Genomic DNA, 26,584 nt, shown 5'->3' with positions numbered 1-26,584 from the left:
GCTATCGGGGAAATTTATTTCACTGACGGCGAAATATTATCTGCTAAATAATTTAACAGTAATTGGATTGACGGCAACAACCCTTTACGTGATGGATATACTGCATGAATGATATCTTCAGGAAACTGCCATTGCGGTAATACCTCTATCAAATTCCCTGATTCAATGTCTTTTTCTACCACACCATAAGGTAGCCTTGCGATCCCGACACCTTTTAGTGCCGCGCGGTATAACGTTAAGATATCTGTTGTCGCTAACTTAGGGGTAAAATGCTGCGTAAAGCTAAGGTCGTCACTGTTTTTGAGGGTTAATGTGTAATTTTGTGAATGCTCTGTATTCGCTAACATCGGGTAATCCACCAGCTTTTCTGGTTCTATAAGTTCATCCTGCTCTGCGAATAATTGTGGGCTAGCCACTAATATACGCCGTGAATACCCTAGCACTTTCATCATTAAGCCTGAATCATCTAAGGGCAATGAACGTACACGAATAGCTAAATCTAACCCTTCACTAATGACATCAACAGGGCGGTTAACCGCTAAGATTTGGATATCGATATCAGGATATTTCATCATAAAATCTACAAGTAATTCATTGAGATATACTTGTAATAGTGCAACTGGACACGATAGTTTGATCGTTCCTTTCGGGTGTGACTGAACGGAACAAATCAATTCGTGAGCAACTTCAGCTTCATCAACTACATTTTTACACTGCTGATAAAAAACTTGTCCCACTTCCGTGACATGAAACTGGCGGGTAGAACGGTAAATCAATGAAACATTAAGTTTTTTTTCTAAATCTGCAATGCGACGACTTAATTTAGATTTAGGGATCCCTAGAGCCAAACCCGCTTGTGAAAACCCACCATATTCGACAACTTTCACAAAATAGTAGAGATCATTTAAATCATATTGCATCTCATCCTCCCAACATTCCCAATCGCAATATCACCGTCTTACTAAAAACCCTAAAAAAGCGCTTTAAAAATGAATACTGCCACTTAAGGCCTGCAAACAAAACAAGACCATGTTGTGTATATGGAGAAAGGAAAAATTATTGCTCAGGGAACACATCTCGAATTAATGGCGAATATCCCGTGGTACCAACAGTTTATACAACAAATGCCTAAGACTTAGGCGTTATATTGCTAGCAAGTGCTTATGGCCAAATACTCTCTTTACCATAAGCACATTGCTTTATATTAACGCTTACCAAACAACCGGTGCTTAAACTCTTCAATTCGGTGGTTATCTAAACGGTTCTGCATGGTTAAGCTCCAACTTGCGGATAGCCCTGCAGCACTTAAAAGCCGCTGATACAGCTCTTCATCATAAGGGGCGTGAAATGCAATCATAATCGCTTCTTGTACTGAAATATCACTATTACGGCTCAATAATGTTAATGGCGTATTTTCACTAACATTGCCTGTTTTAATGACACGGTACAGCCAACCACAGCGCCCATTGTCTTGCATCATTTGTGCAAAATTTTCAATTCCCGTTAACCCATTGAGCTTATAACAAGGGGACCGAGGCTGAGTGACCTGAATACGCGCATCACCCCATGCAAAAATATCCCCAATAAATACGTTTTCTTCACTCATACCCAATGTTGATATATTTTCCCCAAATGCAGAGGCAACAAATAAATCGGCTAAATCAGGATAGGCATTTACCCAGAAATCATAATGTTCACGAGGATAATGGCAAAGTGCTCTATCAGGCCCGCCATGGAAGCGTTTTTCAGCTTGTTCATCGCCATCAAGTCCCAATTGCCCTAACATCAATAACCCATCGGCAGCTTGCTTATGAATAGCGCTGTGCCCACAAAACTGGGTTGCTTGGACTTTACCGATAAAAACTTGGGGAGATACTTTCATGTAAGATCACACCTTAATACTCACATAGGATGAAATAACTGTTACTGTGTTCAAGTTACCATAACCCATGGTTAATAACCTCACTAATTTTTAGCAGGGCTCCTATCAATGTCAGCTCTAAAATAATATATATCAATAGCCCCCAAGTGAGCGTAATCCACCAAGAATTAAACCACTTTAAAAATATCCATGGAAACCCAAGAATACGCGATACGGTTATCCCTGGTAACCTCAATTTTGGTATCCCTTTTGTCTTTGGTACTATTTGCCAGATGATCATTAACAAGAACATACCGCTAAACATGATAGTTCCCACCTGATTATCACCACCTTTAATTGTAATATTCACTACGTCAGCAATGACAGACATAATGAATACATATATCCCTGTCAGCACCATTATCGAAAATAGGAAATCCAATAATAAAAATATAGCACCAGAAGTGTCTTTATTTTTATTTAAAAAGAAAAATAATAACGCATCACTAAGATATAAATAGAAAATAAAAATCATCGCAACTGCGATAATAACCCGATTATCGATATCCGGAGACGGTGCCGCAATACAAAATATACTTCCCCAAAACATAAGAAGAAATAAATGAGAAAGAGAAAAACATACTCTAGGTTGACTGAAAAAAGCGGCCACTGCTGGATTAACTCGATCTGCAAGCTCTGGGTAATTTTGTATCAACTGCTGATATTGCTTCATCAACAAATCCAGCACCCCAGGTACTAACCGCATCCACCCAGTCACTTCTGCCTGCTTTCCAATTAAAAATTGCATTGTAAATGCTGAGATCGAGTACTTATGTGATGCTTCAATTTCGCAATCTTGCCATGCACGTTCAACAGCAGTTTTACGTAATTGATTTTGAATACCTTCTTGAATAAACATTGGAACCACACTGTCTGAATTATAATCATTTAACTGCCAATTCAATAATTCAGAAGCACAATCTACGGTCGATTCCATTAAGCCCTGCTGTTGTGATAATGCTTTGGCAAAATCCTTATGAAACTGAGCAAAAATGTGTAAATTGCCTTTTTCCATCACATGAGCCCAAAGAAAAGATAGCGCGGCCTTCCCTTTGCTTTCATTTTCCACAATCAGGCTCGCGACAGTATCAATTTCATCTTGAGTATAAACAGTTTCAGCCACTGCTATAGCAGGTAAAGGCTCATCTGCTACAAATGTATTTGATAACCAATCAGAAAAATAAATATCTTGATACCCGGTGTGGTCATTTAATAATACGGCTTCACCATAACTTTCGTCTTCAGAAGCAACTTCAGGCTGAGAACTCACTTGATAAGAGGATACGTTTTTTGCATTTTCAAATGCTTCTCTTAGCTGCTGATACTCTTTTGGATGAGTATCGGGTCGATATTTTTTGAGTTGCTTTGCATAAGCCCTACGGATTTCTTTTTCATCATGAGTGAACGGAATTCCCAATATTTGCCACATATCCATTAATGCAAATCCCTTTCATATCGTTTCAAAAATTGAACAACTTGCTGGCGAAATGTTGCGATCAAGCGTAAATCTTGGCTATTTAACGCTATCTCAAACTCAGTTGTTATCTTATCGACCCAAAGTCTGTCATCACCGAGCAAGAATTCATATAATTGAGAACAACGGGCTAACAATTCTCTATTTTCAGGCATATCCCTTGGATGCTGCTTTAACCCTGCAATTTTTGCCAAGCTGGCTGAAATTTGTGTCTCACTCATTTGGCCAGGTACCTTTTCAATCAATAACCGATAAACCTTAGGGCTACCTTGATAATGACACTCAACTTCAAGTAAACCATCAACCGTGTAAGTAAACCTAACTTCAATCGTCACTTCCCCGGCTGGTCGTGGAGGAATATCTATCTTTAATTCCCCAAGGAAAACATTATCTTTGACTAGGCGAGCTTCACCTTGATATACCTTGAGTAAAATATGCTCTTGGTTATCTACAATTGTACTTAGCTCCTGCATTTTACTGATAGGCAAGAAATTATTGCGTTCGATAATAGGAAGATAGTAACCAAATTCAAAACGCTCACCATGCTGTTTCGTGGTATCAACCCCCAATGAAAATGGCATGACATCGGTTAAAACGATATCATCCAAAGCGCAATCTGCCATTACCATACCTGCTTGGACACCAGCCCCTAAAGCAACTGCCTCATCAGGATTTAAATCATGCCGTGGAAATCGCCCGAAAAGACGAGCTACGGTTTGTCTAACGAGAGGCATACGTGTCGCCCCTCCCACTAGCAATATATCGTCAAGATCATTAAGCGAAAAACGGGAGTCATGCAATGCCTGTAAAATAGGTTGTTGAAGGCGAGCTAATAAAGGCTGACAACAAGTAGCTAGCTCTTGTTCTGTCATTTTCCATTCAAAATCTGACTCATTCCAATGCATAGAAACATAGCATTCTGGTGCTTGGCTCAAGGCTAACTTGAGATGTTCCGCCAATTTCAATAATTCAGGCCGTATCAGAAACTGATCTTTGTGTAATTCGGGGTACTTTTTCAACATCCACTGATAAATCACTTCACGAAAATCATCACCGCCTAAGCGTACATCACCACTACTAGCACAAACTTCGATAACGCCTTCAAACATATCGATGATCGATACGTCAAACGTGCCCCCTCCTAGGTCAAATGTGAGGTATTTATGTTCTTTATTTTCGAGTAACCCAAAAGCAAGTGAAGCGGCTGTTGGCTCATTTAATAACCTTACAACATTCAACCCAGCAAGCTGCCCCGCTGTTTTAACTGCGCGGCGCTGGACGTCATTAAAATAAGCAGGAACTGTAATTATGGCGTCTTTGACGGCATAACCTAACCATGCTTCAACATCATCTTTAAGTTGACGTAGCAACAAAGCGGAGACTTCTTCAGCACGAAATACAAGCTTACCTAGTGTTATAGTGGCATCGGTTCCCATATAACGTTTGAAACTCGCTTTAGTTATATTAGGATGACTTTGTAAACGTTCATGAGCAGCTTGTCCTACGATAATCTGGCCTTCATCATCTAAACCAACCACAGAAGGCGTTAGAACGTTTCCTTGTAGATTAGGAATTAGGACTGATTTGCCATCTAACCACAAACTTACCGCACTGTTACTTGTCCCAAGGTCAATCCCCATGACTAAGTGTGTTGCCAAACAATCCATTTTGATTTATTCCTTATTTATCAAAAAATTAAATCCATATCATTATTGAAATAAATTAATAACCAATATTTTAAATGATAATGAGTTTTATTTAATAATAAAAAGTAAAGTTTTGGAATCGATATCAAATTGTAGGCATAAAAAAAGCGCAGCATTAACGCTGCGCTTATAGCAAATTACGTTATCTTATAAGATTATTTAGCTTTCGCTGCAAAACGTGCTGCTGCTTCATCCCAGTTCACAACTGACCAGAATGCTTTAATATAATCAGGACGGCGGTTTTGGAATTTCAGATAATAAGCGTGTTCCCATACGTCTAAACCGATGATTGGGTAACCAGATACGCCTGAAATAGCCTCACCCATTAATGGGCTGTCTTGGTTTGCTGTTGAAACTACAGCTAATTTACCGTCATCTTTCAGAACCAGCCACGCCCAACCAGAACCGAAACGGGTTGCAGCTGCTTTTTCAAACAGTTCTTTGAATGCATCAACGCTACCGAAATCACGCTCAATCGCAGCTTTTAATTCGCCTTTTAATTCAGTACCTAATTTCAAACCTTTCCAGAACAGACTATGGTTTGAGTGGCCACCTGCGTTGTTACGAACAAACGTACGTTGATCAGCAGGAATTTGGTCTAATTTTTGAATCAGAACATCGATATCTAAACCTGCTAATTCAGGTAGTTTTTCTAACGCTGTATTGGTGTTAGTCACATAGGTTTGATGGTGCTTAGTATGGTGGATTTCCATGGTTTGCTTGTCAAAATGTGGTTCCAACGCATCATAAGCATAAGGTAAAGCAGGTAATGTATAACTCATATTATTGTCTCCAGTGACGTAAATACCGCTATGTTTCTCATTTTTACCACAAGGCTCATAGGGTAAACACTTGCGTAACTTCGCACCTTGTGAATAACTATCTATTATAGTTATTTTACTGTTAATGAAAATCATTATCAAACCCATGAGAAATGTATGGATATTTATATTCGCTATGAGAACTTGTTTATTCAGTAACTAATACCAACAACCCCGCCATTTATTTTTCTTTAAATCTACCTTTTATTATATTTTTAGATTTATATATCAATTTGACATTTAGCATCAAATGATAATCCTGCAAATCTCATTACAATTAATACGTGATCTTCCGCGCAAAAGAAAAACAAATTTAAAAATCGTGCTTTAGTTAACCATTTTTTGACATAGTATTAACATCTGCAAGGAGATAATAATATGACTCAAATAACTAAACATCCCGTTCCTGCTGAAATTGCAAAAAATGCCCTGATAAACGAACAACAGTATAACGATGAGTACCAACGCTCGATTCAAGACCCTGAAGGATTTTGGGGCGAAAAAGGAAAAATCGTTGATTGGATTAAACCGTACACTCGAGTTAAAAACACCTCTTTTGACCCCGGGCACATCGACATCCGCTGGTTTGAAGATGGTACATTAAATTTAAGTGCTAACTGTTTGGATCGCCATCTGGCTGAAAAAGGCGACCAAACTGCGATTATTTGGGAAGGCGATGACCCTTCATCGTCAAAAAATGTCACTTACCGCGAACTGCACCATGATGTTTGTCAGTTTGCGAATGTCCTAAAACAACAAGGGATCCGTAAAGGCGATGTTGTCGCCATTTACATGCCGATGGTTGTCGAAGCCGCTGTCGCGATGCTAGCTTGTGCTCGTATTGGTGCTATACATACGGTCATTTTTGCTGGTTTCTCCCCTGAGGCGGTCTCTGGTCGCGTTATTGACTGTAAAGCAACGCTAATCATCACTGCAGATGAAGGCTTACGTGCTGGCCGTGCAATTCCATTAAAGAAAAATGTGGATGACGCACTCGCTAACCCGCAAGTCACTACGGTTTCTAATGTGATTGTTTACCAACGTACAGGCAATGCACCGAGCTGGGTCGAAGGCCGTGATCTCTGGTGGCACGACGTCATCAAAGGCGTCAGTGCAGATTGCCCTCCAGAAGAAATCAACGCAGAAGACCCACTGTTCATCCTATATACCTCTGGCTCTACAGGTAAACCGAAAGGCGTTCTGCATACCACTGGCGGTTATTTAGTCTATGCCACACTGACATTTAAATACACCTTCGACTACCATCCAGGTGAAGTCTATTGGTGTACTGCAGATGTAGGCTGGGTAACAGGCCATAGCTATTTGTTATATGGGCCATTATCCAATGGCGCTAAAACATTAATGTTCGAAGGGGTACCTAATTACCCAGCAGTTAACCGAATGAGCCAAGTGGTTGATAAACACCAAGTCAATATCCTTTATACTGCCCCAACGGCTATCCGCGCATTAATGGCCGAAGGCGATAAAGCCATTGAAGGTACAGATCGCAGCTCATTACGAATTCTCGGCTCCGTGGGGGAACCCATTAACCCTGAAGCTTGGGAATGGTTCTATAAAAAAATTGGTAACAGCCGCTGCCCTGTTGTCGATACATGGTGGCAAACCGAAACAGGTGGTTTCATGATCACACCACTTCCAGGGGCAACCATGTTAAAGCCAGGGTCTGCAACATTGCCATTCTTTGGTGTTCGCCCTGCATTAGTCGATAACCTTGGTGAACCTATCGAAGGCGCCACAGAAGGTAACTTAGTGATTGTTGATTCATGGCCGGGCCAAGCCCGAACCTTATTCGGCGATCACGAACGCTTCGAGCAAACCTATTTCTCAACCTTTAAAGGCATGTACTTTAGTGGTGATGGTGCTCGTCGTGATGAAGATGGTTATTACTGGATCACTGGCCGTGTTGACGATGTACTGAATATTTCGGGCCACCGTTTAGGTACCGCAGAAATAGAATCAGCGCTCGTTGCACATCCGAAAGTGGCTGAAGCTGCCGTGGTCGGTATTCCTCATAATATTAAAGGCCAAGCAATCTATGCTTATGTCACATTAATATCTGGGGTTGAGCCATCACCAGAGCTATACACCGAAGTTCGCAACTGGGTTCGTAAGGAAATCGGCCCTATTGCCACCCCGGATGTACTTCACTGGACGGATTCACTACCCAAAACCCGTTCCGGTAAAATCATGCGTCGCATCCTACGAAAAATTGCATCAGGAGACACCAGTAATTTCGGAGATACCTCCACTCTGGCTGATCCAGGTGTTGTCGAAAAACTACTCGAAGAAAAACAGTCTATGAGTATGTCATAACGCCAAAAGGCCAACTCATAGAGGCGGCCTTACATACATCCCAACAAGATGGTTTACTCTAAATAATTCGAGGTGCAGCTAGGCGACAAGCGAACGAAACACGAGGAGCATACATAAGTATGTGACTCGTGTGAGTGAGTGCAGTCAACAAAGCTGCAACTTGAAGTATGACGAGTATAACAGAGGAGAACTCTGATGAATGCTACTGCTTACGAAAAGGTAGAGGATAACCCTCGCTTTCAAGAACTGGTTAGGAAACGTAGTCGCTTTTCATGGTTGTTATCTGCAATAACGCTCGTGCTGTATGTGGGTTTTATTTTTCTTATCGCTTTTGACCCAAGCTGGCTTGGAACACCAATATCCGAAGGTTCATACATAACAAGAGGGATCCCTGTTGGTGTAGGGCTAATCGTCATTTCGTTTGTACTCACTGGGCTTTACGTCATCCGAGCCAACGGTGAATATGACCGCTTAACGGCAGAAATTTTAAAAGAGGTAGAAAAATGAAAATATTGCTCTCACTCATTATCTTTTTTACCTCATCAATGGCGTTTTCTGATGCATTGACAGGGGATGTTGAACGCCAGCCTGTAAATATTCAGGCGATTGTGATGTTCTTACTGTTTGTCGGCTTCACTTTATATATTACCTACTGGGCGTCAAAAAGAACGCGTTCTCGCTCTGATTACTACACTGCGGGCGGGAAAATTACCGGTTTCCAAAACGGGATGGCTATCGCGGGTGACTTTATGTCTGCTGCCTCCTTCTTAGGGATCTCTGCTCTGGTTTATACCTCTGGCTATGATGGCTTAATCTACTCGATTGGCTTCTTAATTGGCTGGCCGATCATTCTATTCTTAATTGCCGAGCGCTTACGTAATTTAGGTCGCTATACCTTCGCTGATGTTGCTTCTTATCGATTAAAACAAAGACCAATTCGTATTCTATCTGCGGTTGGCTCTCTGGTTGTTGTTGCACTGTATCTTATTGCTCAAATGGTTGGTGCGGGTAAATTAATTGAATTGTTATTTGGTCTCAATTACCACGTCGCGGTTGTTATTGTGGGTATATTGATGGTGCTATATGTCCTATTTGGTGGAATGTTAGCCACAACTTGGGTGCAAATTATTAAAGCCATCTTGTTATTAGCGGGTGCAACATTCATGGCCGTTATGGTTATGAAGCATGTTGGCTTTAACTTTAATACCTTATTTAAAGAAGCCGTTGAAGTTCATAAAAATGGTATTGCCATTATGAGCCCAGGAGGACTGGTTTCCGACCCAATATCCGCCTTATCCCTTGGTCTTGCATTGATGTTTGGTACCGCTGGCCTCCCTCACATTATTATGCGATTCTTCACCGTTAGTGACGCTAAAGAAGCTCGTAAAAGTGTGTTCTATGCCACTGGATTTATCGGTTACTTTTACATCTTAACCTTTATTATTGGTTTTGGTGCCATCGTTCTAGTCAGTTCCAATCCTGCATTTAAAGATGCTACTGGAGCACTTATCGGTGGAACAAACATGGCTGCTGTTCACCTTGCAGATGCCGTCGGTGGCAATTTCTTCTTAGGCTTTATTTCTGCAGTTGCATTCGCCACTATCCTTGCTGTTGTTGCTGGTTTAACCTTAGCAGGCGCCTCCGCGGTTTCCCATGACCTGTATGCGATGGCAATGAAAAATGGTAAAGCGGATGAAAAAGATGAATTACGTGTCTCTAAAATTACCGTTGTTATCTTAGGTTTTGTTGCAATTGGCCTCGGTATTTTGTTTGAAAAACAAAACATTGCCTTTATGGTTGGCTTAGCATTCTCTATTGCGGCTAGTTGTAACTTCCCAATCATTTTACTGTCGATGTACTGGCGTAAGCTGACAACTCGCGGTGCATTGGCTGGCGGTTGGTTAGGGCTAATTACTGCTGTTGTTTTAATGATTTTAGGACCAACCATCTGGGTCAGTATTCTTCACCATGAAAAACCAATCTATCCATATGAGTACCCAGCCTTCTTCTCCATGATTGTTGCATTTGTTGCTTCATGGCTATTCTCTGTAACTGATAATTCAGAACAAGGAAAAATGGAAAGAGAGCGCTTTAAAGAGCAATTTGTTCGTTCACAAATTGGACTCGGTATTGAGCAGGGTAAATCACACTAAACCTAACTTTATTGCCACACCAAACGGCTCAGTGTATCGAGCCGTTTTTTATTAATAGTTTATTTAAACCTCTTTTAGTTTCATCATTATTTCTCTTTATATTATCTTATAAATCAATATGATAAATAAAATCACATAAAGGAGTTGATAGTATATTTAACTCTTATTATCAGAAGTTTTATATAAAAAAAATCCTTCTTTCTACGTAGAGAAAAGAAGGATATTAATAATATTGAAGAACTTATTTTTGTTTTCGTTATTCGATACTATCTTGCATAGTGTTGTCTTTCTACATCAACCCAATTTTCTACTAATGAATAAAACTCTGCTGAACTTGTTTTTCTTTCTTCTTGTAATTTTTTAAATTCTTGCTTGTTTTTCGGCGTATAACGAGAAAGTAACTGGCCTAATACAATATTTTTATCTGCGAATTGGGAACCTAGTTTTAATTTTTTATACAGCACTACTGTAATCAACCCACTGATAGCGAGCATTCCAATGACAGTGACAAAGCTATAGTCAATGCCAAGGGTATTTCTCACTGTATTTAACAGTAAAAAAGGAACAAAAAACATCACTAATAAAGAAAGAATCGTTGCACCGTCTTGCCCATTATTAAATTCATTTTCTTTCTGTTTATTTACAGAAATAATTTGGTCGAAAATTCGATGATTAGCGCTTTTTGATTTATTCATCTGACCCACCTTTGCTATACAAATATTGTTTACACGAAATACCATTCATTAAAAGGTATAACTTGCTTAGCTGGCCTATCTTTCATATCTGGATGTAAGTTTCTTTCCTTTGAAAATTTCACTTATAAGCAAACTTCATCGGTAACGTGATAGCTAGATATACCATTAACTACCTAACACAGTATAAATGTAAGAAATTGAAACATCAATTTAACAATTTTTATATAAAAAAATAAACAATCGTGCGCTTATTCATTAAAAATATGCAAACAAAATAGTTAATTTATTTATGAGTAAAATTGGTTATTTTATTTTTATCTATTGATATTAATGAATTTATTGTTCAAATAATGACTTACTTGCGTTACTTAATTAACACCATAAAAACCATTAAAACTATAAACATTATAGGATAAGTTAAGAGTAATCCTGTCAGATAGTTTTATTAAGTCATTACTATTTTTAATAGATCATAGATTATCTATCAACCAGAGAGTCAAATCACACAGCAATTGCACTCAGAGATATAAACTTATCTAACCTACCTCTACTACCTTTGCTGTAAAGCTGTTATTTACTATTTTGCCCCCTTCAATTACATTTACCATCTCAATCTCCCAATACAATAATTACGAAACCTGAAATATAGTCATCACTAAATATATATTCTTTGTCATCACAATTTATGAGCTTTTACTTGCTACTTTATGTTTCTTAATCACATTTATCACTTAAATACAGGGAATTGAGTTTTCCTCCTACCCTCCTCGCCCATTCTCTATACGGCTAAAAAGAGAGGTGAGTTGTTACTTACTACTTTGCATTTAATATATCCATTCATTACACCAATACAACCGCTCCCCCTCCATTACTTCTCCTACCCCCTGTTATCCCACCTTCACCAACAGCCACCGTCTCCTTCAACAAGTGAGTTGTTACTGACTACTTTGACTCAAGCGGTGTCATTCATCACCGTGATGGACAAACATCCAATCCACAGTACTCTCGTGATATTCTTAAAATTCCGCTACCCTAAACAACCTGTGAGCTGTTACTCACTACTTTGCATCCACAATATCCATTCAGCGCACCAATACAACCGCTCCCCCTCCATTACTTCTCCTACCCCCTGTTATCCCACCTTCACCAACAGCCACCGTCTCCTTCAACAAGTGAGTTGTTACTGACTACTTTGGCTCAAGCGATGTCATTCATCACCGTGATGGGGAAACACCCAACCCACAATATTTATTTGATTTTATTAAAATTTCGCTACCCTAAATAATCTGTGAGCTGTTACTCACTACTTTGCATTCACAATATCCATTCAGCGCACCAATACAACCGCTCCCCCTCCATTACTTCTCCTACCCCTGTTATCACACCTTCACCAACAGCCACCGTCTCCTTCAACAAGTGAGTTGTTACTGACTACTTTATGTTTATTAATCGCATCCATCATTTAAATACAAGGAATTGAGTTTTTCCTCCTACCCACCTCGTCCCGGTCAAAAAAGAGGTGAGTTGTTACTGATATCTTTGATTCAAGCGATGTCATTCATCACCGTGATGGGCAAGCATCCAATCCACAATATTTATTTGATTTTATTAAAATTTCACTACCCTAAACAACCTGTGAGCTGTTACTCACTACTTTGCATCACGCACTCTCATTAATGATGGTGATAGATAGAGGGGAGCCCCAAGAGTAGCTAAAAAAGATGAAGAGATGTGTAATACATCGTCTAATGAGAAAGTAAGCGATAAAAAGGGAATTAAAATTAGGGAGTAAAGCATTAAGGAACTGAGGAACTAAAGCTTAGGCCCCCCACCACCTAACCTCAACACCCACTGTTTTTCTTTTTTTCTCCAAACGCAAAAAAGCCACCCAATGGGTGGCTTTCTCACTAATTTAATGTCTGGCAGTTCCCTACTCTCACATGGGGAGACCCCACACTACCATCGGCGCTACGGCGTTTCACTGCTGAGTTCGGCATGGGGTCAGGTGGGACCACCGCGCTATTGCCGCCAGACAAATTCTGTTTTGTTCCCGTTTAATTTGGTTTTCACCTTCCTTAAACCAGAACCTCAATCTCAAACAAGCTGCGTGTCCTTCACCTTTCGGCTTCTCACTTCTCGAAAACAACTCTATCTCTCTAAAACACCTTCGGTGTTGTCAGGTTAAGCCTCACGGTTCATTAGTATTGGTTAGCTCAACGTATCGCTACGCTTACACACCCAACCTATCAACGTCTTAGTCTTAAACGTTCCTTTAGGACTCTTAAAGAGTCAGGGAAGACTCATCTCAAGGCAAGTTTCCCGCTTAGATGCTTTCAGCGGTTATCTCTTCCGCACTTAGCTACCGGGCAATGCCATTGGCATGACAACCCGAACACCAGTGGTGCGTCCACTCCGGTCCTCTCGTACTAGGAGCAGCCCCTTTCAATCTTCCAACGCCCACGGCAGATAGGGACCGAACTGTCTCACGACGTTCTAAACCCAGCTCGCGTACCACTTTAAACGGCGAACAGCCGTACCCTTGGGACCTACTTCAGCCCCAGGATGTGATGAGCCGACATCGAGGTGCCAAACACCGCCGTCGATATGAACTCTTGGGCGGTATCAGCCTGTTATCCCCGGAGTACCTTTTATCCGTTGAGCGATGGCCCTTCCATTCAGAACCACCGGATCACTAAGACCTACTTTCGTACCTGCTCGAGCCGTCACTCTCGCAGTCAAGCTGGCTTATGCCTTTGCACTAACCGCATGATGTCCGACCATGCTTAGCCAACCTTCGTGCTCCTCCGTTACTCTTTGGGAGGAGACCGCCCCAGTCAAACTACCCACCAGACACTGTCCGCACCCCAGATAATGGGGCAACGTTAGAACATCAAACATTAAAGGGTGGTATTTCAAGGTTGGCTCCACGCAGACTGGCGTCCACGCTTCGAAGCCTCCCACCTATCCTACACATCAAGGCTCAATGTTCAGTGTCAAGCTATAGTAAAGGTTCACGGGGTCTTTCCGTCTTGCCGCGGGTACACTGCATCTTCACAGCGAGTTCAATTTCACTGAGTCTCGGGTGGAGACAGCCTGGCCATCATTACGCCATTCGTGCAGGTCGGAACTTACCCGACAAGGAATTTCGCTACCTTAGGACCGTTATAGTTACGGCCGCCGTTTACTGGGGCTTCGATCAAGAGCTTCTCCTTACGGATAACCCCATCAATTAACCTTCCAGCACCGGGCAGGCGTCACACCGTATACGTCCACTTTCGTGTTTGCACAGTGCTGTGTTTTTAATAAACAGTTGCAGCCAGCTGGTATCTGCGACTGGCTTCAGCTCCATGAGTAAATCACTTCACCTAATGCCAGCGTGCCTTCTCCCGAAGTTACGGCACCATTTTGCCTAGTTCCTTCACCCGAGTTCTCTCAAGCGCCTGAGTATTCTCTACCTGACCACCTGTGTCGGTTTGGGGTACGATTAATGATAATCTAGAGCTTAGAGGCTTTTCCTGGAAGCGGGGCATGAGCTACTTCATCACCGTAGTGACTCGTCATCGAACCTCAGCATGTAGTGAACCGGATTTGCCTAATTCACCTGCCTACATTCTTAAACCGGGACAACCGTCGCCCGGATAGCCTAGCCTTCTCCGTCCCCCCATCGCAATTATCACCAGTACGGGAATATTAACCCGTTTCCCATCGACTACGCATTTCTGCCTCGCCTTAGGGGTCGACTCACCCTGCCCCGATTAACGTTGGACAGGAACCCTTGGTCTTCCGGCGTGCGGGTTTTTCACCCGCATTATCGTTACTTATGTCAGCATTCGCACTTCTGATACCTCCAGCATGCCTCACAGCACACCTTCACAGGCTTACAGAACGCTCCCCTACCCAACAATATTTACATATCGCTGCCGCAGCTTCGGTGCATAGTTTAGCCCCGTTACATCTTCCGCGCAGGCCGACTCGACCAGTGAGCTATTACGCTTTCTTTAAATGATGGCTGCTTCTAAGCCAACATCCTGGCTGTCTGAGCCTTCCCACTTCGTTTCCCACTTAACTATGACTTTGGGACCTTAGCTGGCGGTCTGGGTTGTTTCCCTCTTCACGACGAACGTTAGCACCCGCCGTGTGTCTCCCGTGATAACATTCTTCGGTATTCGTAGTTTGCATCGAGTTGGTAAGTCGGGATGACCCCCTAGTCGAAACAGTGCTCTACCCCCGAAGATGAGTTCACGAGGCGCTACCTAAATAGCTTTCGGGGAGAACCAGCTATCTCCCGGTTTGATTGGCCTTTCACCCCCAGCCACAAGTCATCCGCTAATTTTTCAACATTAGTCGGTTCGGTCCTCCAGTTAGTGTTACCCAACCTTCAACCTGCCCATGGCTAGATCACCGGGTTTCGGGTCTATACCCTGCAACTTATTCGCCCAGTTAAGACTCGGTTTCCCTACGGCTCCCCTATACGGTTAACCTTGCTACAGAATATAAGTCGCTGACCCATTATACAAAAGGTACGCAGTCACCCTGATAAATCAAGGCTCCCACTGCTTGTACGTACACGGTTTCAGGTTCTATTTCACTCCCCTCGCCGGGGTTCTTTTCGCCTTTCCCTCACGGTACTGGTTCACTATCGGTCAATCAGGAGTATTTAGCCTTGGAGGATGGTCCCCCCATATTCAGACAGGATAACACGTGTCCCGCCCTACTCGTCGAGTTCACAACACTAACATCTTCGGATACGGGGCTATCACCCTTTACTGCCGGACTTTCCAGACCGTTCTCCTGATGCTAATGCTGATTAAGACTCTGGGCTGCTCCCCGTTCGCTCGCCGCTACTAGGGGAATCTCGGTTGATTTCTTTTCCTCGGGGTACTGAGATGTTTCAGTTCCCCCGGTTCGCTTCGTTTGACTATGTATTCATCAAACGATAGTGCAACGAATTGCACTGGGTTTCCCCATTCGGAAATCGTCGGTTGTAACGGTTCATATCACCTTACCGACGCTTATCGCAGATTAGCACGTCCTTCATCGCCTCTGATTGCCTAGGCATCCACCGTGTACGCTTAGTCGCTTAACCTCACAACCCGAAATTGTTTCAACGTTCACCTTACTGTCATGGCTGTGCGTGCATTCCTTCTTTGTTGGGCAGTGCTCGCAATGCTCACATACTTATGTATGCTGCGCTTGCTGTGCGCTGGCCGCCGCGAAGGACTGACTGCTCGCTCATGCCACTCGCTAAAGTGACCGAAAATTTCAGGTCTGAAATTTTGAGAGACTCTCACATTGTTTAAGCGATAAACAATGTGCGTTGTTTTCAATTTTCAGCTTGTTCCAGATTGTTAAAGAGCATAATTATTCGCAATAGACTATTACTAATCTATTCTGAATAATCAGAAAAATTTATGGTGGAGCTAAGCGGGATCGAACCGCTGACCTCCTGCGTGCAAGGCAGGCGCTCTCCCAGCTGAGCTATAGCCCCATAAAGGTATTTTCGGTATCAATATAAGTCATTAAATGACAAATCGAATTCAGGCAAGGCATAGATTGGCGAAGCTTACTTAGGTAAGTGAGCTAATCTATAACGACGCATCAATTCGATTTTGGTAGGCCTGAGTGGACTTGAACCACCGACCTCACCCTTATCAGGGGTGCGCTCTAACCACCTGAGCTACAAGCCTATCGATACCGCTACTCTATTTCATCAGACAATCTGTGTGAGCACTTCACAAAAACACTTCAATGGTAAGGAGGTGATCCAACCGCAGGTTCCCCTACGGTTACCTTGTTACGACTTCACCCCAGTCATGAATCACAAAGTGGTAAGCGCCCTCCCGAAGGTTAAGCTACCTACTTCTTTTGCAACCCACTCCCATGGTGTGACGGGCGGTGTGTACAAGGCCCGGGAACGTATTCACCGTAGCATTCTGATCTACGATTACTAGCGATTCCGACTTCATGGAGTCGAGTTGCAGACTCCAATCCGGACTACGACGTACTTTATGAGTTCCGCTTGCTCTCGCGAGGTCGCTTCTCTTTGTATACGCCATTGTAGCACGTGTGTAGCCCTACTCGTAAGGGCCATGATGACTTGACGTCATCCCCACCTTCCTCCGGTTTATCACCGGCAGTCTCCTTTGAGTTCCCGACCGAATCGCTGGCAACAAAGGATAAGGGTTGCGCTCGTTGCGGGACTTAACCCAACATTTCACAACACGAGCTGACGACAGCCATGCAGCACCTGTCTCAGAGTTCCCGAAGGCACTAAAGCATCTCTGCTAAATTCTCTGGATGTCAAGAGTAGGTAAGGTTCTTCGCGTTGCATCGAATTAAACCACATGCTCCACCGCTTGTGCGGGCCCCCGTCAATTCATTTGAGTTTTAACCTTGCGGCCGTACTCCCCAGGCGGTCGATTTAACGCGTTAGCTCCGAAAGCCACTCCTCTAGGGAACAACCTTCAAATCGACATCGTTTACAGCGTGGACTACCAGGGTATCTAATCCTGTTTGCTCCCCACGCTTTCGCACCTGAGCGTCAGTCTTTGTCCAGGGGGCCGCCTTCGCCACCGGTATTCCTCCACATCTCTACGCATTTCACCGCTACACATGGAATTCTACCCCCCTCTACAAGACTCTAGCTGACCAGTCTTAGATGCCATTCCCAGGTTAAGCCCGGGGATTTCACATCTAACTTAATCAACCGCCTGCGTGCGCTTTACGCCCAGTAATTCCGATTAACGCTTGCACCCTCCGTATTACCGCGGCTGCTGGCACGGAGTTAGCCGGTGCTTCTTCTGTCGGTAACGTCAATCGCTGATGATATTAGCATCAGCGCCTTCCTCCCGACTGAAAGTACTTTACAACCCTAGGGCCTTCTTCATACACGCGGCATGGCTGCATCAGGCTTGCGCCCATTGTGCAATATTCCCCACTGCTGCCTCCCGTAGGAGTCTGGGCCGTGTCTCAGTCCCAGTGTGGCTGATCATCCTCTCAGACCAGCTAGGGATCGTCGCCTAGGTGAGCCATTACCTCACCTACTAGCTAATCCCATATGGGTTCATCCGATAGCGCAAGGACCGAAGTTCCCCTGCTTTGCTCCTGAGAGATTATGCGGTATTAGCTACCGTTTCCAGTAGTTATCCCCCTCTATCGGGCAGATCCCCATACATTACTCACCCGTCCGCCGCTCGTCAGCGGGAAGCAAGCTTCCCCTGTTACCGCTCGACTTGCATGTGTTAGGCCTGCCGCCAGCGTTCAATCTGAGCCATGATCAAACTCTTCAATTAAAAAGCTTGATGCTCAAAGAATGTCTTACTGACCGTAACGTTCTTTTGTTCGGCTAACTTTGTCGGCTTCGCATCGCTTCCCCTCGCCGTACCTAAGTACTGTCTCGGGTTATCTCTGCTTGCCTTCGCGTTATCCTTCCAAAATAAGCGTTACTACCTTATTTCATATATATGAATTAACGTGTTAGTCACTCTTCAAGACTTAAAATCAAATATTTTTTTGATAGTGTCCTGTGAGTGCCCACACAGATTGTCTGATAAATTGTTAAAGAGCGTTGCGACTGAATCTTTCGATTTTTGAACCGGATTTTGTGAATCAGGTCGTTGTCGCGAGGTGTCGTATAATACGTTTTTCATTTAGAAAGTCAAGCGTTTATTTTCAACTTTTTCTTTCTCACCTCTGTTATCACTGGGTTATGAAGCTTTCTTCTAACCGGTTTGTCGTGACAACGGATGCGCATTATAGGGAGTCGAAAAATTCTCGCAAGTGTTTTTTTGCGTTTTTATTTTGTTCGTGTTTTTTTTAGCCAAAAACATATTTATAAGTTAAATTAGGTCTATATGTTGACTATTTAAGCAGCAATCACACATCTACTCACGTAATATATGCATCTAAGAATTATGCTTTGAGATGAATTATGGAATTAAGTAAGCAACAAACAGCCTCACAAAAAAATCGCTCTTATATTATTGCAGAAAATCTTGGCCAGTTGATTTTAACCAGCGCCTATTTACCTGATTCCATTTTACCCAGCGAATTAGAATTATCAGAACAATTCCAAGCAAGTCGAACAGCAATAAGAGAAGCAATAAAAATATTAGCTGCAAAAGGTATGGTATTAGCTCGCCCCAAAATAGGTACCCGGGTTATGCCTCCCTCAAATTGGAATTTTTTAGACCAAGATCTCTTAACATGGTGGTCCAATATCGAAGAGCAATCTGTCGTGATGGAACACTTTAAAATGGTTAGACTAGCGATAGAACCTCAAGCTTGTTATCTTGCAGCTATACATGCAACAAAAGAACAAAAGCAATCATTACAACTGTTAGCAAGTGAAATGCAATTACTAGCCAAAGAATTTGACAGAGCGCATTGGGTGAAAGTTGATTATCATTTCCATTTAACTATTTACAAAGCTTGTGCCAATCCTTTCTTAATTTCTTTTGCTAATTTATTCCGTTCTATTTATCTGCGTTACTTTGATGTCATTACTAATAATGAGGTTATAGAGGTCGAAATTCATCAACAACTTGCCAATGCAATTATTCATGGTAAAAGTACAGTAGCACTCGACCTTTGCTATAACTTACTAACGATTACCCAAAAGCAAGACTAACAAAACAATATTCCATTAAAGCTTTCATTTATTTGTATAGGTAACTGATGTTCAAAACAGCGAAAAATATGTCTGGCCTTCCATGGATTGCGGCAATGGCCTTTTTCATGCAAGCGCTTGATGCCACAATTTTGAATACGGCTTTACCTGATATTGCAAGAAGCCTTGATCACTCGCCGCTTGCGATGCAATCAGCCGTAGTCAGTTATACGCTTACTGTTGCTCTATTGATTCCTGTTAGCGGCTGGTTTGCAGATAGATTTGGTACAAGACGTATATTTATTTTAGCGGTTTCTTTATTTTCTCTTGGTTCATTACTTTGTGCCCTTTCGCCTTCCTTAAATTTCTTAGTGACCTCTAGGGTTATTCAAGGAATTGGTGGGGCAATGATGATGCCAGTCGCCCGCTTAGCCTTAATAAGGGCTTACCCTCGAAGTGAGTTATTACCTATCTTAAATTTCGTCACCATCCCTGGTTTAGTTGGGCCAATATTGGGGCCTCTATTAGGTGGTATCTTAGTAACCTATGCAACTTGGCATTGGATATTTATCATTAATATTCCTATTGGTGTTTTAGGTATTTTTTATGCCTTAAAACATATGCCTGACTTTAAAATGCCAAAACGTAAATTTGATACTTTAGGGTTCTTATTGTTTGGTTCCGGCTTAGTCATGCTATCTGTCAGCTTAGACTTATTCAGTGATAAATCTCTTTCAACATCGATTCCAGTCACTATTGTCTTAGTCGGCTTTCTCTTCTTATTTGTTTATATTTTCCATGCAAGACGCACTAAGCACGCAATAATCCCATTGAATTTATTTAAAACGCGTACATTTTCTATTGGGATCAGTGGTAATATCGCGACACGCTTAGGAACAGGCAGTATTCCATTTTTAATGCCATTAATGTTGCAGGTGGGTTTTGGTTACGAAGCCGTTGTGGCAGGAATGATGATGGCACCACTAGCAATAGGGTCAATCACTGCTAAATCGGGAGTTACTCGGGTCCTAACTAAGTATGGCTACCGTAATACATTATTTGTTATCACCATTATTATTGGATTAATGATCGCACAGTTTTCCTTACAATCACCAAGTATGTCGATTTACCTGTTAATCGTACCTTTATTCATTTTAGGAATGGTAATGTCAGTGCAGTTCACCGCAATGAATACTATTTGCTTGGCTGATTTAACAGACAATAATGCAAGTGCGGGAAATAGTATGTTAGCGGTGACTCAGCAACTATCGATAAGCTTCGGTATTGCAGTCAGTGCTGCAATCTTAAACTTCTATGGTGGACAACCTAATAGCAATACGGTCGATAATTTTCACTACACTTTTATTACCGTTGGTGTCATTACGCTTATCTCAGCTTTTGTCTTCTTATTATTAAGTAAGACAGACGGTGATAATTTAATAAAAAACAAAACCAAAAAAGCGAAGAATTAATATTTTTTAACCGATTGGCGCTCAATTAGCTCAGGGGTAAGAACCAAAACGCTCGCCTTTGCCTCTGGGTTATCCATACGATAAATAAGTTGGTCAACAGCCTGTTGGCCTAACTTATCTTTTGGCTGATGAATTGTTGTTAGTGGTGGGATCATATAAGGTGAAAGATCGATATCATCATAACCAATAATTGAAATATCATCAGGTACTTTCAAGCCCTTTTGGTATATCGCTTGATAAGCTCCCACCGCCATCGCATCATTACCGGCAAAAATAGCCTCGGGAGGGACAGGTAAGCTAAGCAGTTTATTCATAGACTCAAACCCACCAGCAAATTCAAAATCACTGAAAATGATATAATCATCATAAATATTAATGCCGCCATCTGTCATGGCTTGAATAAAACCTTGATGGCGTGCCCTTGCTGGTGATTTGTCTTGTGGTCCTGCAATACATGCAATACGGGTAAAACCAGATTCAATAAGGTAACGAGTGGCTATTTCCCCACCAAGAAAAGAGTTATCTTGAATGATATCGCCATCTGATTCGAATGGTGACCAGTCCATCATAACCGTTGGCACAGCGGGGTAACGAGCCAAAACATTTTTTGATGGCCCTTGAACTTCTGTGCACATAATCAATAGCCCATCAACACGCTTTTGTAGCAACGTTTCTAAACTATGATTCATCCGCTGAAGGTCACCTTCAGTGTTGCACAAAATCAAACTATAACCGCGTTCGTAACAACTCCGCTCTACCCCCCGCACTACTTCTGCGTAGAATGGGTTATTACTTGTTGTCAGTAACATCCCAATCGTATTAGTACGATTCATTTTTAAACTACGCGCTAACGCAGAAGGGGCATAGTTTAACTCTTCAATCGCATTTTTAACGCGAGTGGTAATGCTCTCGCTGACATAGCGATTTTGATTAATAACGTGAGAGACGGTGGATGTCGACACCCCCGCAAGGCGTGCCACATCTTTCATTGTTGCCACAAGTTAATCCTGTTGAGTCAAAAACTGGTCAATTTCTTTACGCCATGGAACAGACGGTTGAGCTCCTGGGCGAGTCACAGCTATCGCCGCCGCCGCATGAGCAAAAATAATCGCTTCTTCGTCAGCCTTACCTTCAAGCAGTGCAGTAACGTAAGCCCCATTGAATGTATCACCTGCGGCAATAGTATCCACTGCTTTTACGCGAAATGCAGAAATTATTTTACCTTCTGCACCTTTTTCACTATACCAAACACCTCGAGAACCAAGTGTTATCATCACTTTACTAATACCTTTTTGATGTAAGGCTTCAGCTGCATCCTGAGCACCTTGATTATCATTAACCGCAATACCTGTTAAGTGTTCAGCTTCTGTTTCATTTGGTGTGATGATATCAACTAATGATAATAATGAATCAGGTAATGATTGAGCAGGTGCAGGGTTCAAAATGACTTTCGTATTGTTTTTCTTAGCTATTTCAGCGGCCATTTGTACTGTTTCAATGGGGGATTCCAGTTGCATCAATACCGCGTCCGCTTCCACAATTTTTTGCTGATAATGAGCTAACCTTGCCTTGGTTAGTTGCGCATTTGCACCTGCATTGATGCCAATTGTATTTTCCCCTTGTTGATTCACATAAATGAGGGCGACACCTGTCGTTTCACCTTCAATTGCATCAATACATTCAGTTTTAATATTATCGAGAGATAACTGTTTTTTTATACTCACACCAATATCGTCATCACCAACACAAGCAATAAACGTTATGTCAGCACCACTGCGACCTGCTGCAACAGCTTGGTTGGCGCCTTTCCCGCCAAATGCAACTTGGTAATGATCGCCTCTAACGGTTTCACCCGGCTGAGGGAAATGCTTAACATTTAATATATGATCCGCATTGATACTACCGAGAACCACCAGTTTTGCTGTACCCATAACGTTTATTTCCTTTTTTGATGACCCAATGAATTGCAAACTAAAATAAACCGCCGCAGTATGCCGCGGCGGTTTTTATCTTATTGTTTTACCACTAATTCTAATTCAACCGGAACCGTTGAATCCACTTTTTCGCCTTTTAAGACTTTATCTGCAATCTGAACACCAACAATCCCAATTTGGTCTGGGCGCTGTGCAATAGTTGCACCTAATTTTCCACCTTCAACAGCTTTGATACCATCATTTGTTCCATCAAAACCGACAACCAGAACATCAGTACGGCCTGCGGTTTGTAAAGCTCTTAATGCCCCTAATGCCATTTCATCATTTTGAGCAAATACCGCTTGAACAGCGGGATGTGCCGTTAACAAGTTTTGCATTACGTTCAAGCCTTTTGTTCTATCGAAATCAGCAGGTTGGCTCGCCAGTAAATTGAATTTGTGCTCTTTTGCTCCAGTACTAAAACCTTCACCGCGCTCACGCGCTGCTGATGTACCTGAAATACCTTCTAATTGAATCACTTTCGCTTCATTGCCTGTTTTTTGTGCAATATAGTCGGCAGCCATTTTCCCGCCCATGCGGTTATCTGATGCCACATGGCTGACAACTTCACCTTTGTTAGCTGCTCTATCCAAAGTGATGACAGGTATATTTGCTTTATTAGCCATTAATATTGAGTTACCCACCGCATCTGAATCCGTTGGGTTAATTAACATTAATTTTGTACCACGAACGGTTAAATCTTGAACGTTGGCTAATTCTTTAGCTGGATTATCTTGGGAATCTAAAACAATCAGCTCATAACCCAATTTATCCGCTTCTTTTTGTGCGCTATCTTTCATCGTCACAAAGAACGGGTTATTCAATGTAGAAATTACGAGTGCAATGCTATCTTTCGCCATCGCATTGACACTAACGGTTGCACTCAGTGCAACTGCAGATAATAACGTTGCTAGTTTGTTCAGTTTCATAATAATTTTCCTGTAGGGTTACTTTTTATTATCAACAAGTACAGCGAGTAAGATGACGACAGCTTTAACAATCATCTGGTAGTTTGACGAAATACCTAATAAGTTTAATCCATTGTTTAAGAAACCAAGGATAAGCGCACCAATCAATGTTCCGACGATACGCCCCTTACCACCAGCAAGGCTGGTACCACCAAGTACAACCGCAGCGATAGCATCAAGTTCATACCCATTACCTGCCATTGGCTGAGCTGATGATAAACGTGCAACTTCAATGACACTCGCCAATGCCGCTAGCAGTCCACATAAGGCATAAACCACTATTTTAATACGGTCAACATTAATACCAGAAAGACGGGTAGCCGCTTCATTCCCACCAAGTGCGTAGATGTAACGACCAAGGCGAGTATGATGCAACATATACCACGCAGCAGCAAAAACGATGATCATTAACCAGACTGGAGTTGGAATACCAAATGGACGGCCAATACCAAACCAACCGAATAAATCTGCGTTATCACTAAATCCTGTATTGATAGGGCTGCCGTCTGTATAAACTCGTGTCACACCACGCAGTAGTAGCATCATGACTAAAGTCGCAATGAAAGCTTGGACTTTTCCTTTTGCAACAATCACTCCTGTACATGCACCGATAGCAGCACCAAGTGCTAGTGCTCCCGCAACAGCCACTAATGCGTTAACTTCCGCCCCGACCATGGAGGCTGCAACCGCTCCCGTTAAGGCCAATAAGGACCCAACAGAAAGGTCGATTCCTGACGTTAAGATAACTAATGTCATCCCAACCGCCATAATGGCGTTGACGGAGGTTTGTTGTAAGATATTGAATAGGTTATTAACCGTAAAAAAATTCGGGCTTAATGTTGATACGATTGCAATCAAAACTAATAGTGCGATTAATGATTTTTGCTCCATCAGCCATGCTTTGCTGAACCAGCGTTTTGATGATGCGGTAGTTGAACTCATACTGATAACTCCTGAACTGAGCCATAATTTTTACCCACTGCGGCAGCCATTAAGGCTTCCTGAGTCGCGTCTTTGGCTGAAAATTCGCCGCTGATATGACCTTCGTGCATCACCAAAATGCGGTCACTCATTCCTATTACTTCAGGCATTTCTGAAGAAACTAAAATGATACTCAGCCCTTCTTTTTTAAACTGGTTAATTAGTTGATAAATTTCTTTTTTAGCACCAACGTCTACACCACGAGTTGGCTCATCGAGGATCAGTACTTTTGGTCTTGTCATCAAACCGCGCGCAATGGCCACTTTTTGCTGGTTACCACCAGAAAGGTTGCCAATTATTTGGTCCATAGACGGGGTTTTAATATTGAATAACCGAATGAAATCGCTAACGGTTTGCTGCTCTTCACCATGCTTGAGACTTCCCCCCGCACGACTAAAATAACGTAATGCCGTCAATGACATATTTTCTTTCACTGACATGCCTAATACTAATCCATCACGTTTACGGTCTTCTGAAATATAAACAATGCCACTGTTTAAGCCATCTTGTGGTGTTTTCAGTGTTACGGGTTTGCCTTCCAGTTTTATCGTACCTGATTTTTTTGTCGCCGCGCCGTAGATGATTTTCATCAACTCTGTACGCCCCGCGCCCATCAAACCAGATACACCTAAAATTTCCCCACTCTTTAGGGTGAAATTGGCATTTGTTACACCAGGTCCAGATACATCTTCAAGCTGCAGCCTAATTTTTCCAGTTTCTACCTCAACCCTTGGATATTGGTCTTCAAGTTTACGACCAACCATCATTTCAATGAGTTTTTCTTCTTCTAATTCACTCACGGGTTTCTCACCAATAAACTGGCCATCGCGAAACACCGTTACATCGTCGCAAATTTCAAAAATTTCTTTTAAACGATGAGAAATATAAACAATGCCACAGCCTTGAGCTTTTAAGTCTTCGATAACTCTAAATAAGGATTCTGTTTCCGTGTCCGTTAGCGCATCAGTGGGTTCATCCATGATAATCACTTGTGATTGGAAGCTAAGGACTTTGGCGATTTCGACCATTTGTTGTTCGCCGATAGAAAGCTCTGCAATAGTTTGATGGCTATCATAATCAAGGTTAAGCCGTTTAAGCAGTTTGTCAGACTCACTGAACATTTTTTTCCAGTTAATTTTGCCAAATGCATTAACATACTCTCGGCCTAGAAAAATATTTTCAGCGATGGTTAATTCAGGGATCAGGTTGAGTTCTTGGTGGATAATCCCAATACCCGCCTCTTGGGAACTTTTGGGCCCATTAAACGCCACTTCTTTGCCTAAATAGCGGATTTGCCCGGCATCTTTTTTATAAATACCTGTCAGCACTTTCATCATGGTTGATTTGCCAGCCCCATTTTCCCCCACCAGCGCCATGACTTTCCCTGGATAGACATTCAATGTCGCACCACTGAGGGCTTTTACCCCTGGAAATGATTTATCAATCCCGATAAGTTCTAATAAAGGTTGCATAGTCAC

At 42.3% G+C, this 26,584-nt stretch carries 16 protein-coding genes, 2 tRNA genes and 3 rRNA genes; 5 read left to right on the top strand and 16 right to left on the bottom strand.

Going from position 1 to position 26,584, the window contains the following annotated elements; genetic code table 11:
• Nucleotides 1-14: 14 nt before the first annotated feature.
• The 5 genes from FVA72_RS00535 to sodA all read right to left on the bottom strand — a co-directional run bounded on the left by FVA72_RS00535 (nucleotide 15) and on the right by sodA (nucleotide 5,883).
• Complete coding sequence (locus FVA72_RS00535) at nucleotides 15-920, bottom strand: LysR substrate-binding domain-containing protein (protein WP_110592748.1); 906 nt, start codon at nucleotides 918-920, stop codon at nucleotides 15-17.
• 284 nt (nucleotides 921-1,204) lie between these two features.
• The gene (gene yiiM, locus FVA72_RS00530; protein ID WP_110592749.1) at nucleotides 1,205-1,882 is read right to left on the bottom strand and encodes a 6-hydroxyaminopurine reductase; all 678 of its coding nucleotides are present in this window, start codon (nucleotides 1,880-1,882) and stop codon (nucleotides 1,205-1,207) included.
• Nucleotides 1,883-1,937: 55 nt separating this feature from the next.
• Nucleotides 1,938-3,356, bottom strand: coding sequence for a J domain-containing protein (locus FVA72_RS00525; protein ID WP_110592750.1), 1,419 nt, complete (start codon nucleotides 3,354-3,356; stop codon nucleotides 1,938-1,940).
• Nucleotides 3,356-5,062, bottom strand: coding sequence for an Hsp70 family protein (locus FVA72_RS00520; RefSeq protein WP_036958621.1), 1,707 nt, complete (start codon nucleotides 5,060-5,062; stop codon nucleotides 3,356-3,358). The genes FVA72_RS00525 and FVA72_RS00520 overlap by 1 nt, the downstream gene beginning before the upstream one ends.
• Nucleotides 5,063-5,256: 194 nt before the next feature.
• Complete coding sequence (sodA, locus tag FVA72_RS00515) at nucleotides 5,257-5,883, bottom strand: superoxide dismutase [Mn] (protein ID WP_004906628.1); 627 nt, start codon at nucleotides 5,881-5,883, stop codon at nucleotides 5,257-5,259.
• A gap of 417 nt (nucleotides 5,884-6,300) precedes the next feature.
• On the opposite strand from sodA, the gene acs reads away from it, so the two are divergent.
• From acs to actP, 3 genes are all read left to right on the top strand, one after another.
• The gene (gene acs / locus FVA72_RS00510) at nucleotides 6,301-8,256 is read left to right on the top strand and encodes an acetate--CoA ligase (RefSeq protein WP_004263242.1); all 1,956 of its coding nucleotides are present in this window, start codon (nucleotides 6,301-6,303) and stop codon (nucleotides 8,254-8,256) included.
• Nucleotides 8,257-8,451: 195 nt separating this feature from the next.
• On the top strand, nucleotides 8,452-8,763 hold the full coding sequence (locus tag FVA72_RS00505; protein ID WP_004263244.1) for a DUF485 domain-containing protein: 312 nt from the start codon (nucleotides 8,452-8,454) through the stop codon (nucleotides 8,761-8,763).
• Nucleotides 8,760-10,409 carry a cation/acetate symporter ActP gene (gene actP, locus FVA72_RS00500; RefSeq protein ID WP_110592751.1) on the top strand — a complete coding sequence of 550 codons (1,650 nt, stop codon included), beginning with the start codon at nucleotides 8,760-8,762 and terminating at the stop codon, nucleotides 10,407-10,409. The genes FVA72_RS00505 and actP overlap by 4 nt, the downstream gene beginning before the upstream one ends.
• Before the next feature lie 266 nt (nucleotides 10,410-10,675).
• Here the strand turns inward: actP and FVA72_RS00495 are convergent, their stop codons facing one another.
• The 6 genes from FVA72_RS00495 to FVA72_RS00470 all read right to left on the bottom strand — a co-directional run bounded on the left by FVA72_RS00495 (nucleotide 10,676) and on the right by FVA72_RS00470 (nucleotide 18,396).
• Nucleotides 10,676-11,104 (bottom strand): hypothetical protein, encoded by a 429-nt coding sequence (locus FVA72_RS00495; RefSeq protein ID WP_165119629.1) that lies wholly within the window; start codon nucleotides 11,102-11,104, stop codon nucleotides 10,676-10,678.
• Between the two features lie 1,917 nt (nucleotides 11,105-13,021).
• Nucleotides 13,022-13,137, bottom strand: a 5S ribosomal RNA gene (rrf, locus tag FVA72_RS00490).
• Between the two features lie 144 nt (nucleotides 13,138-13,281).
• Nucleotides 13,282-16,190: ribosomal RNA gene (locus tag FVA72_RS00485) — 23S ribosomal RNA — on the bottom strand.
• A 326-nt stretch (nucleotides 16,191-16,516) separates the two neighbouring features.
• Nucleotides 16,517-16,592: transfer RNA gene (locus FVA72_RS00480), tRNA-Ala, on the bottom strand.
• 122 nt (nucleotides 16,593-16,714) lie between these two features.
• Nucleotides 16,715-16,791 (bottom strand) — tRNA-Ile (locus FVA72_RS00475).
• A 65-nt stretch (nucleotides 16,792-16,856) separates the two neighbouring features.
• Nucleotides 16,857-18,396, bottom strand: a 16S ribosomal RNA gene (locus FVA72_RS00470).
• Together the 16S, 23S and 5S rRNA genes with 2 tRNA genes alongside form the textbook arrangement of a ribosomal RNA operon.
• 638 nt (nucleotides 18,397-19,034) lie before the next feature.
• Here FVA72_RS00470 and FVA72_RS00465 point away from each other — a divergent pair.
• Both FVA72_RS00465 and mdtD read left to right on the top strand, forming a co-directional pair.
• Entirely contained in the window at nucleotides 19,035-19,733 is a 699-nt protein-coding gene (locus tag FVA72_RS00465; protein WP_096863685.1) for a FadR/GntR family transcriptional regulator, read from the top strand.
• A gap of 47 nt (nucleotides 19,734-19,780) precedes the next feature.
• A complete protein-coding gene (mdtD, locus tag FVA72_RS00460) occupies nucleotides 19,781-21,184 on the top strand; it encodes a multidrug transporter subunit MdtD (RefSeq protein ID WP_004906350.1) in 1,404 nt (467 codons plus the stop codon).
• Here the strand turns inward: mdtD and rbsR are convergent.
• The 5 genes from rbsR to rbsA form a co-directional block, all read right to left on the bottom strand.
• Entirely contained in the window at nucleotides 21,181-22,182 is a 1,002-nt protein-coding gene (gene rbsR / locus FVA72_RS00455; RefSeq protein WP_164564183.1) for a ribose operon transcriptional repressor RbsR, read from the bottom strand. The genes mdtD and rbsR overlap by 4 nt on opposite strands.
• A gap of 3 nt (nucleotides 22,183-22,185) precedes the next feature.
• Nucleotides 22,186-23,115, bottom strand: coding sequence for a ribokinase (gene rbsK / locus FVA72_RS00450; RefSeq protein ID WP_004906346.1), 930 nt, complete (start codon nucleotides 23,113-23,115; stop codon nucleotides 22,186-22,188).
• 80 nt (nucleotides 23,116-23,195) lie between these two features.
• On the bottom strand, nucleotides 23,196-24,086 hold the full coding sequence (gene rbsB / locus FVA72_RS00445; RefSeq protein ID WP_004906343.1) for a ribose ABC transporter substrate-binding protein RbsB: 891 nt from the start codon (nucleotides 24,084-24,086) through the stop codon (nucleotides 23,196-23,198).
• A gap of 18 nt (nucleotides 24,087-24,104) precedes the next feature.
• The gene (rbsC, locus tag FVA72_RS00440; RefSeq protein WP_004906340.1) at nucleotides 24,105-25,067 is read right to left on the bottom strand and encodes a ribose ABC transporter permease; all 963 of its coding nucleotides are present in this window, start codon (nucleotides 25,065-25,067) and stop codon (nucleotides 24,105-24,107) included.
• On the bottom strand, nucleotides 25,064-26,578 hold the full coding sequence (gene rbsA, locus FVA72_RS00435) for a ribose ABC transporter ATP-binding protein RbsA (protein WP_096863684.1): 1,515 nt from the start codon (nucleotides 26,576-26,578) through the stop codon (nucleotides 25,064-25,066). The genes rbsC and rbsA overlap by 4 nt, the downstream gene beginning before the upstream one ends.
• Nucleotides 26,579-26,584: the final 6 nt, after the last annotated feature.

Origin of the sequence: Providencia sp. PROV061 (assembly GCF_011045655.1) — a bacterium.
Classification (GTDB): domain Bacteria; phylum Pseudomonadota; class Gammaproteobacteria; order Enterobacterales; family Enterobacteriaceae; genus Providencia; species Providencia hangzhouensis.
This window is presented reverse-complemented; position numbering and strand designations above follow the sequence as displayed.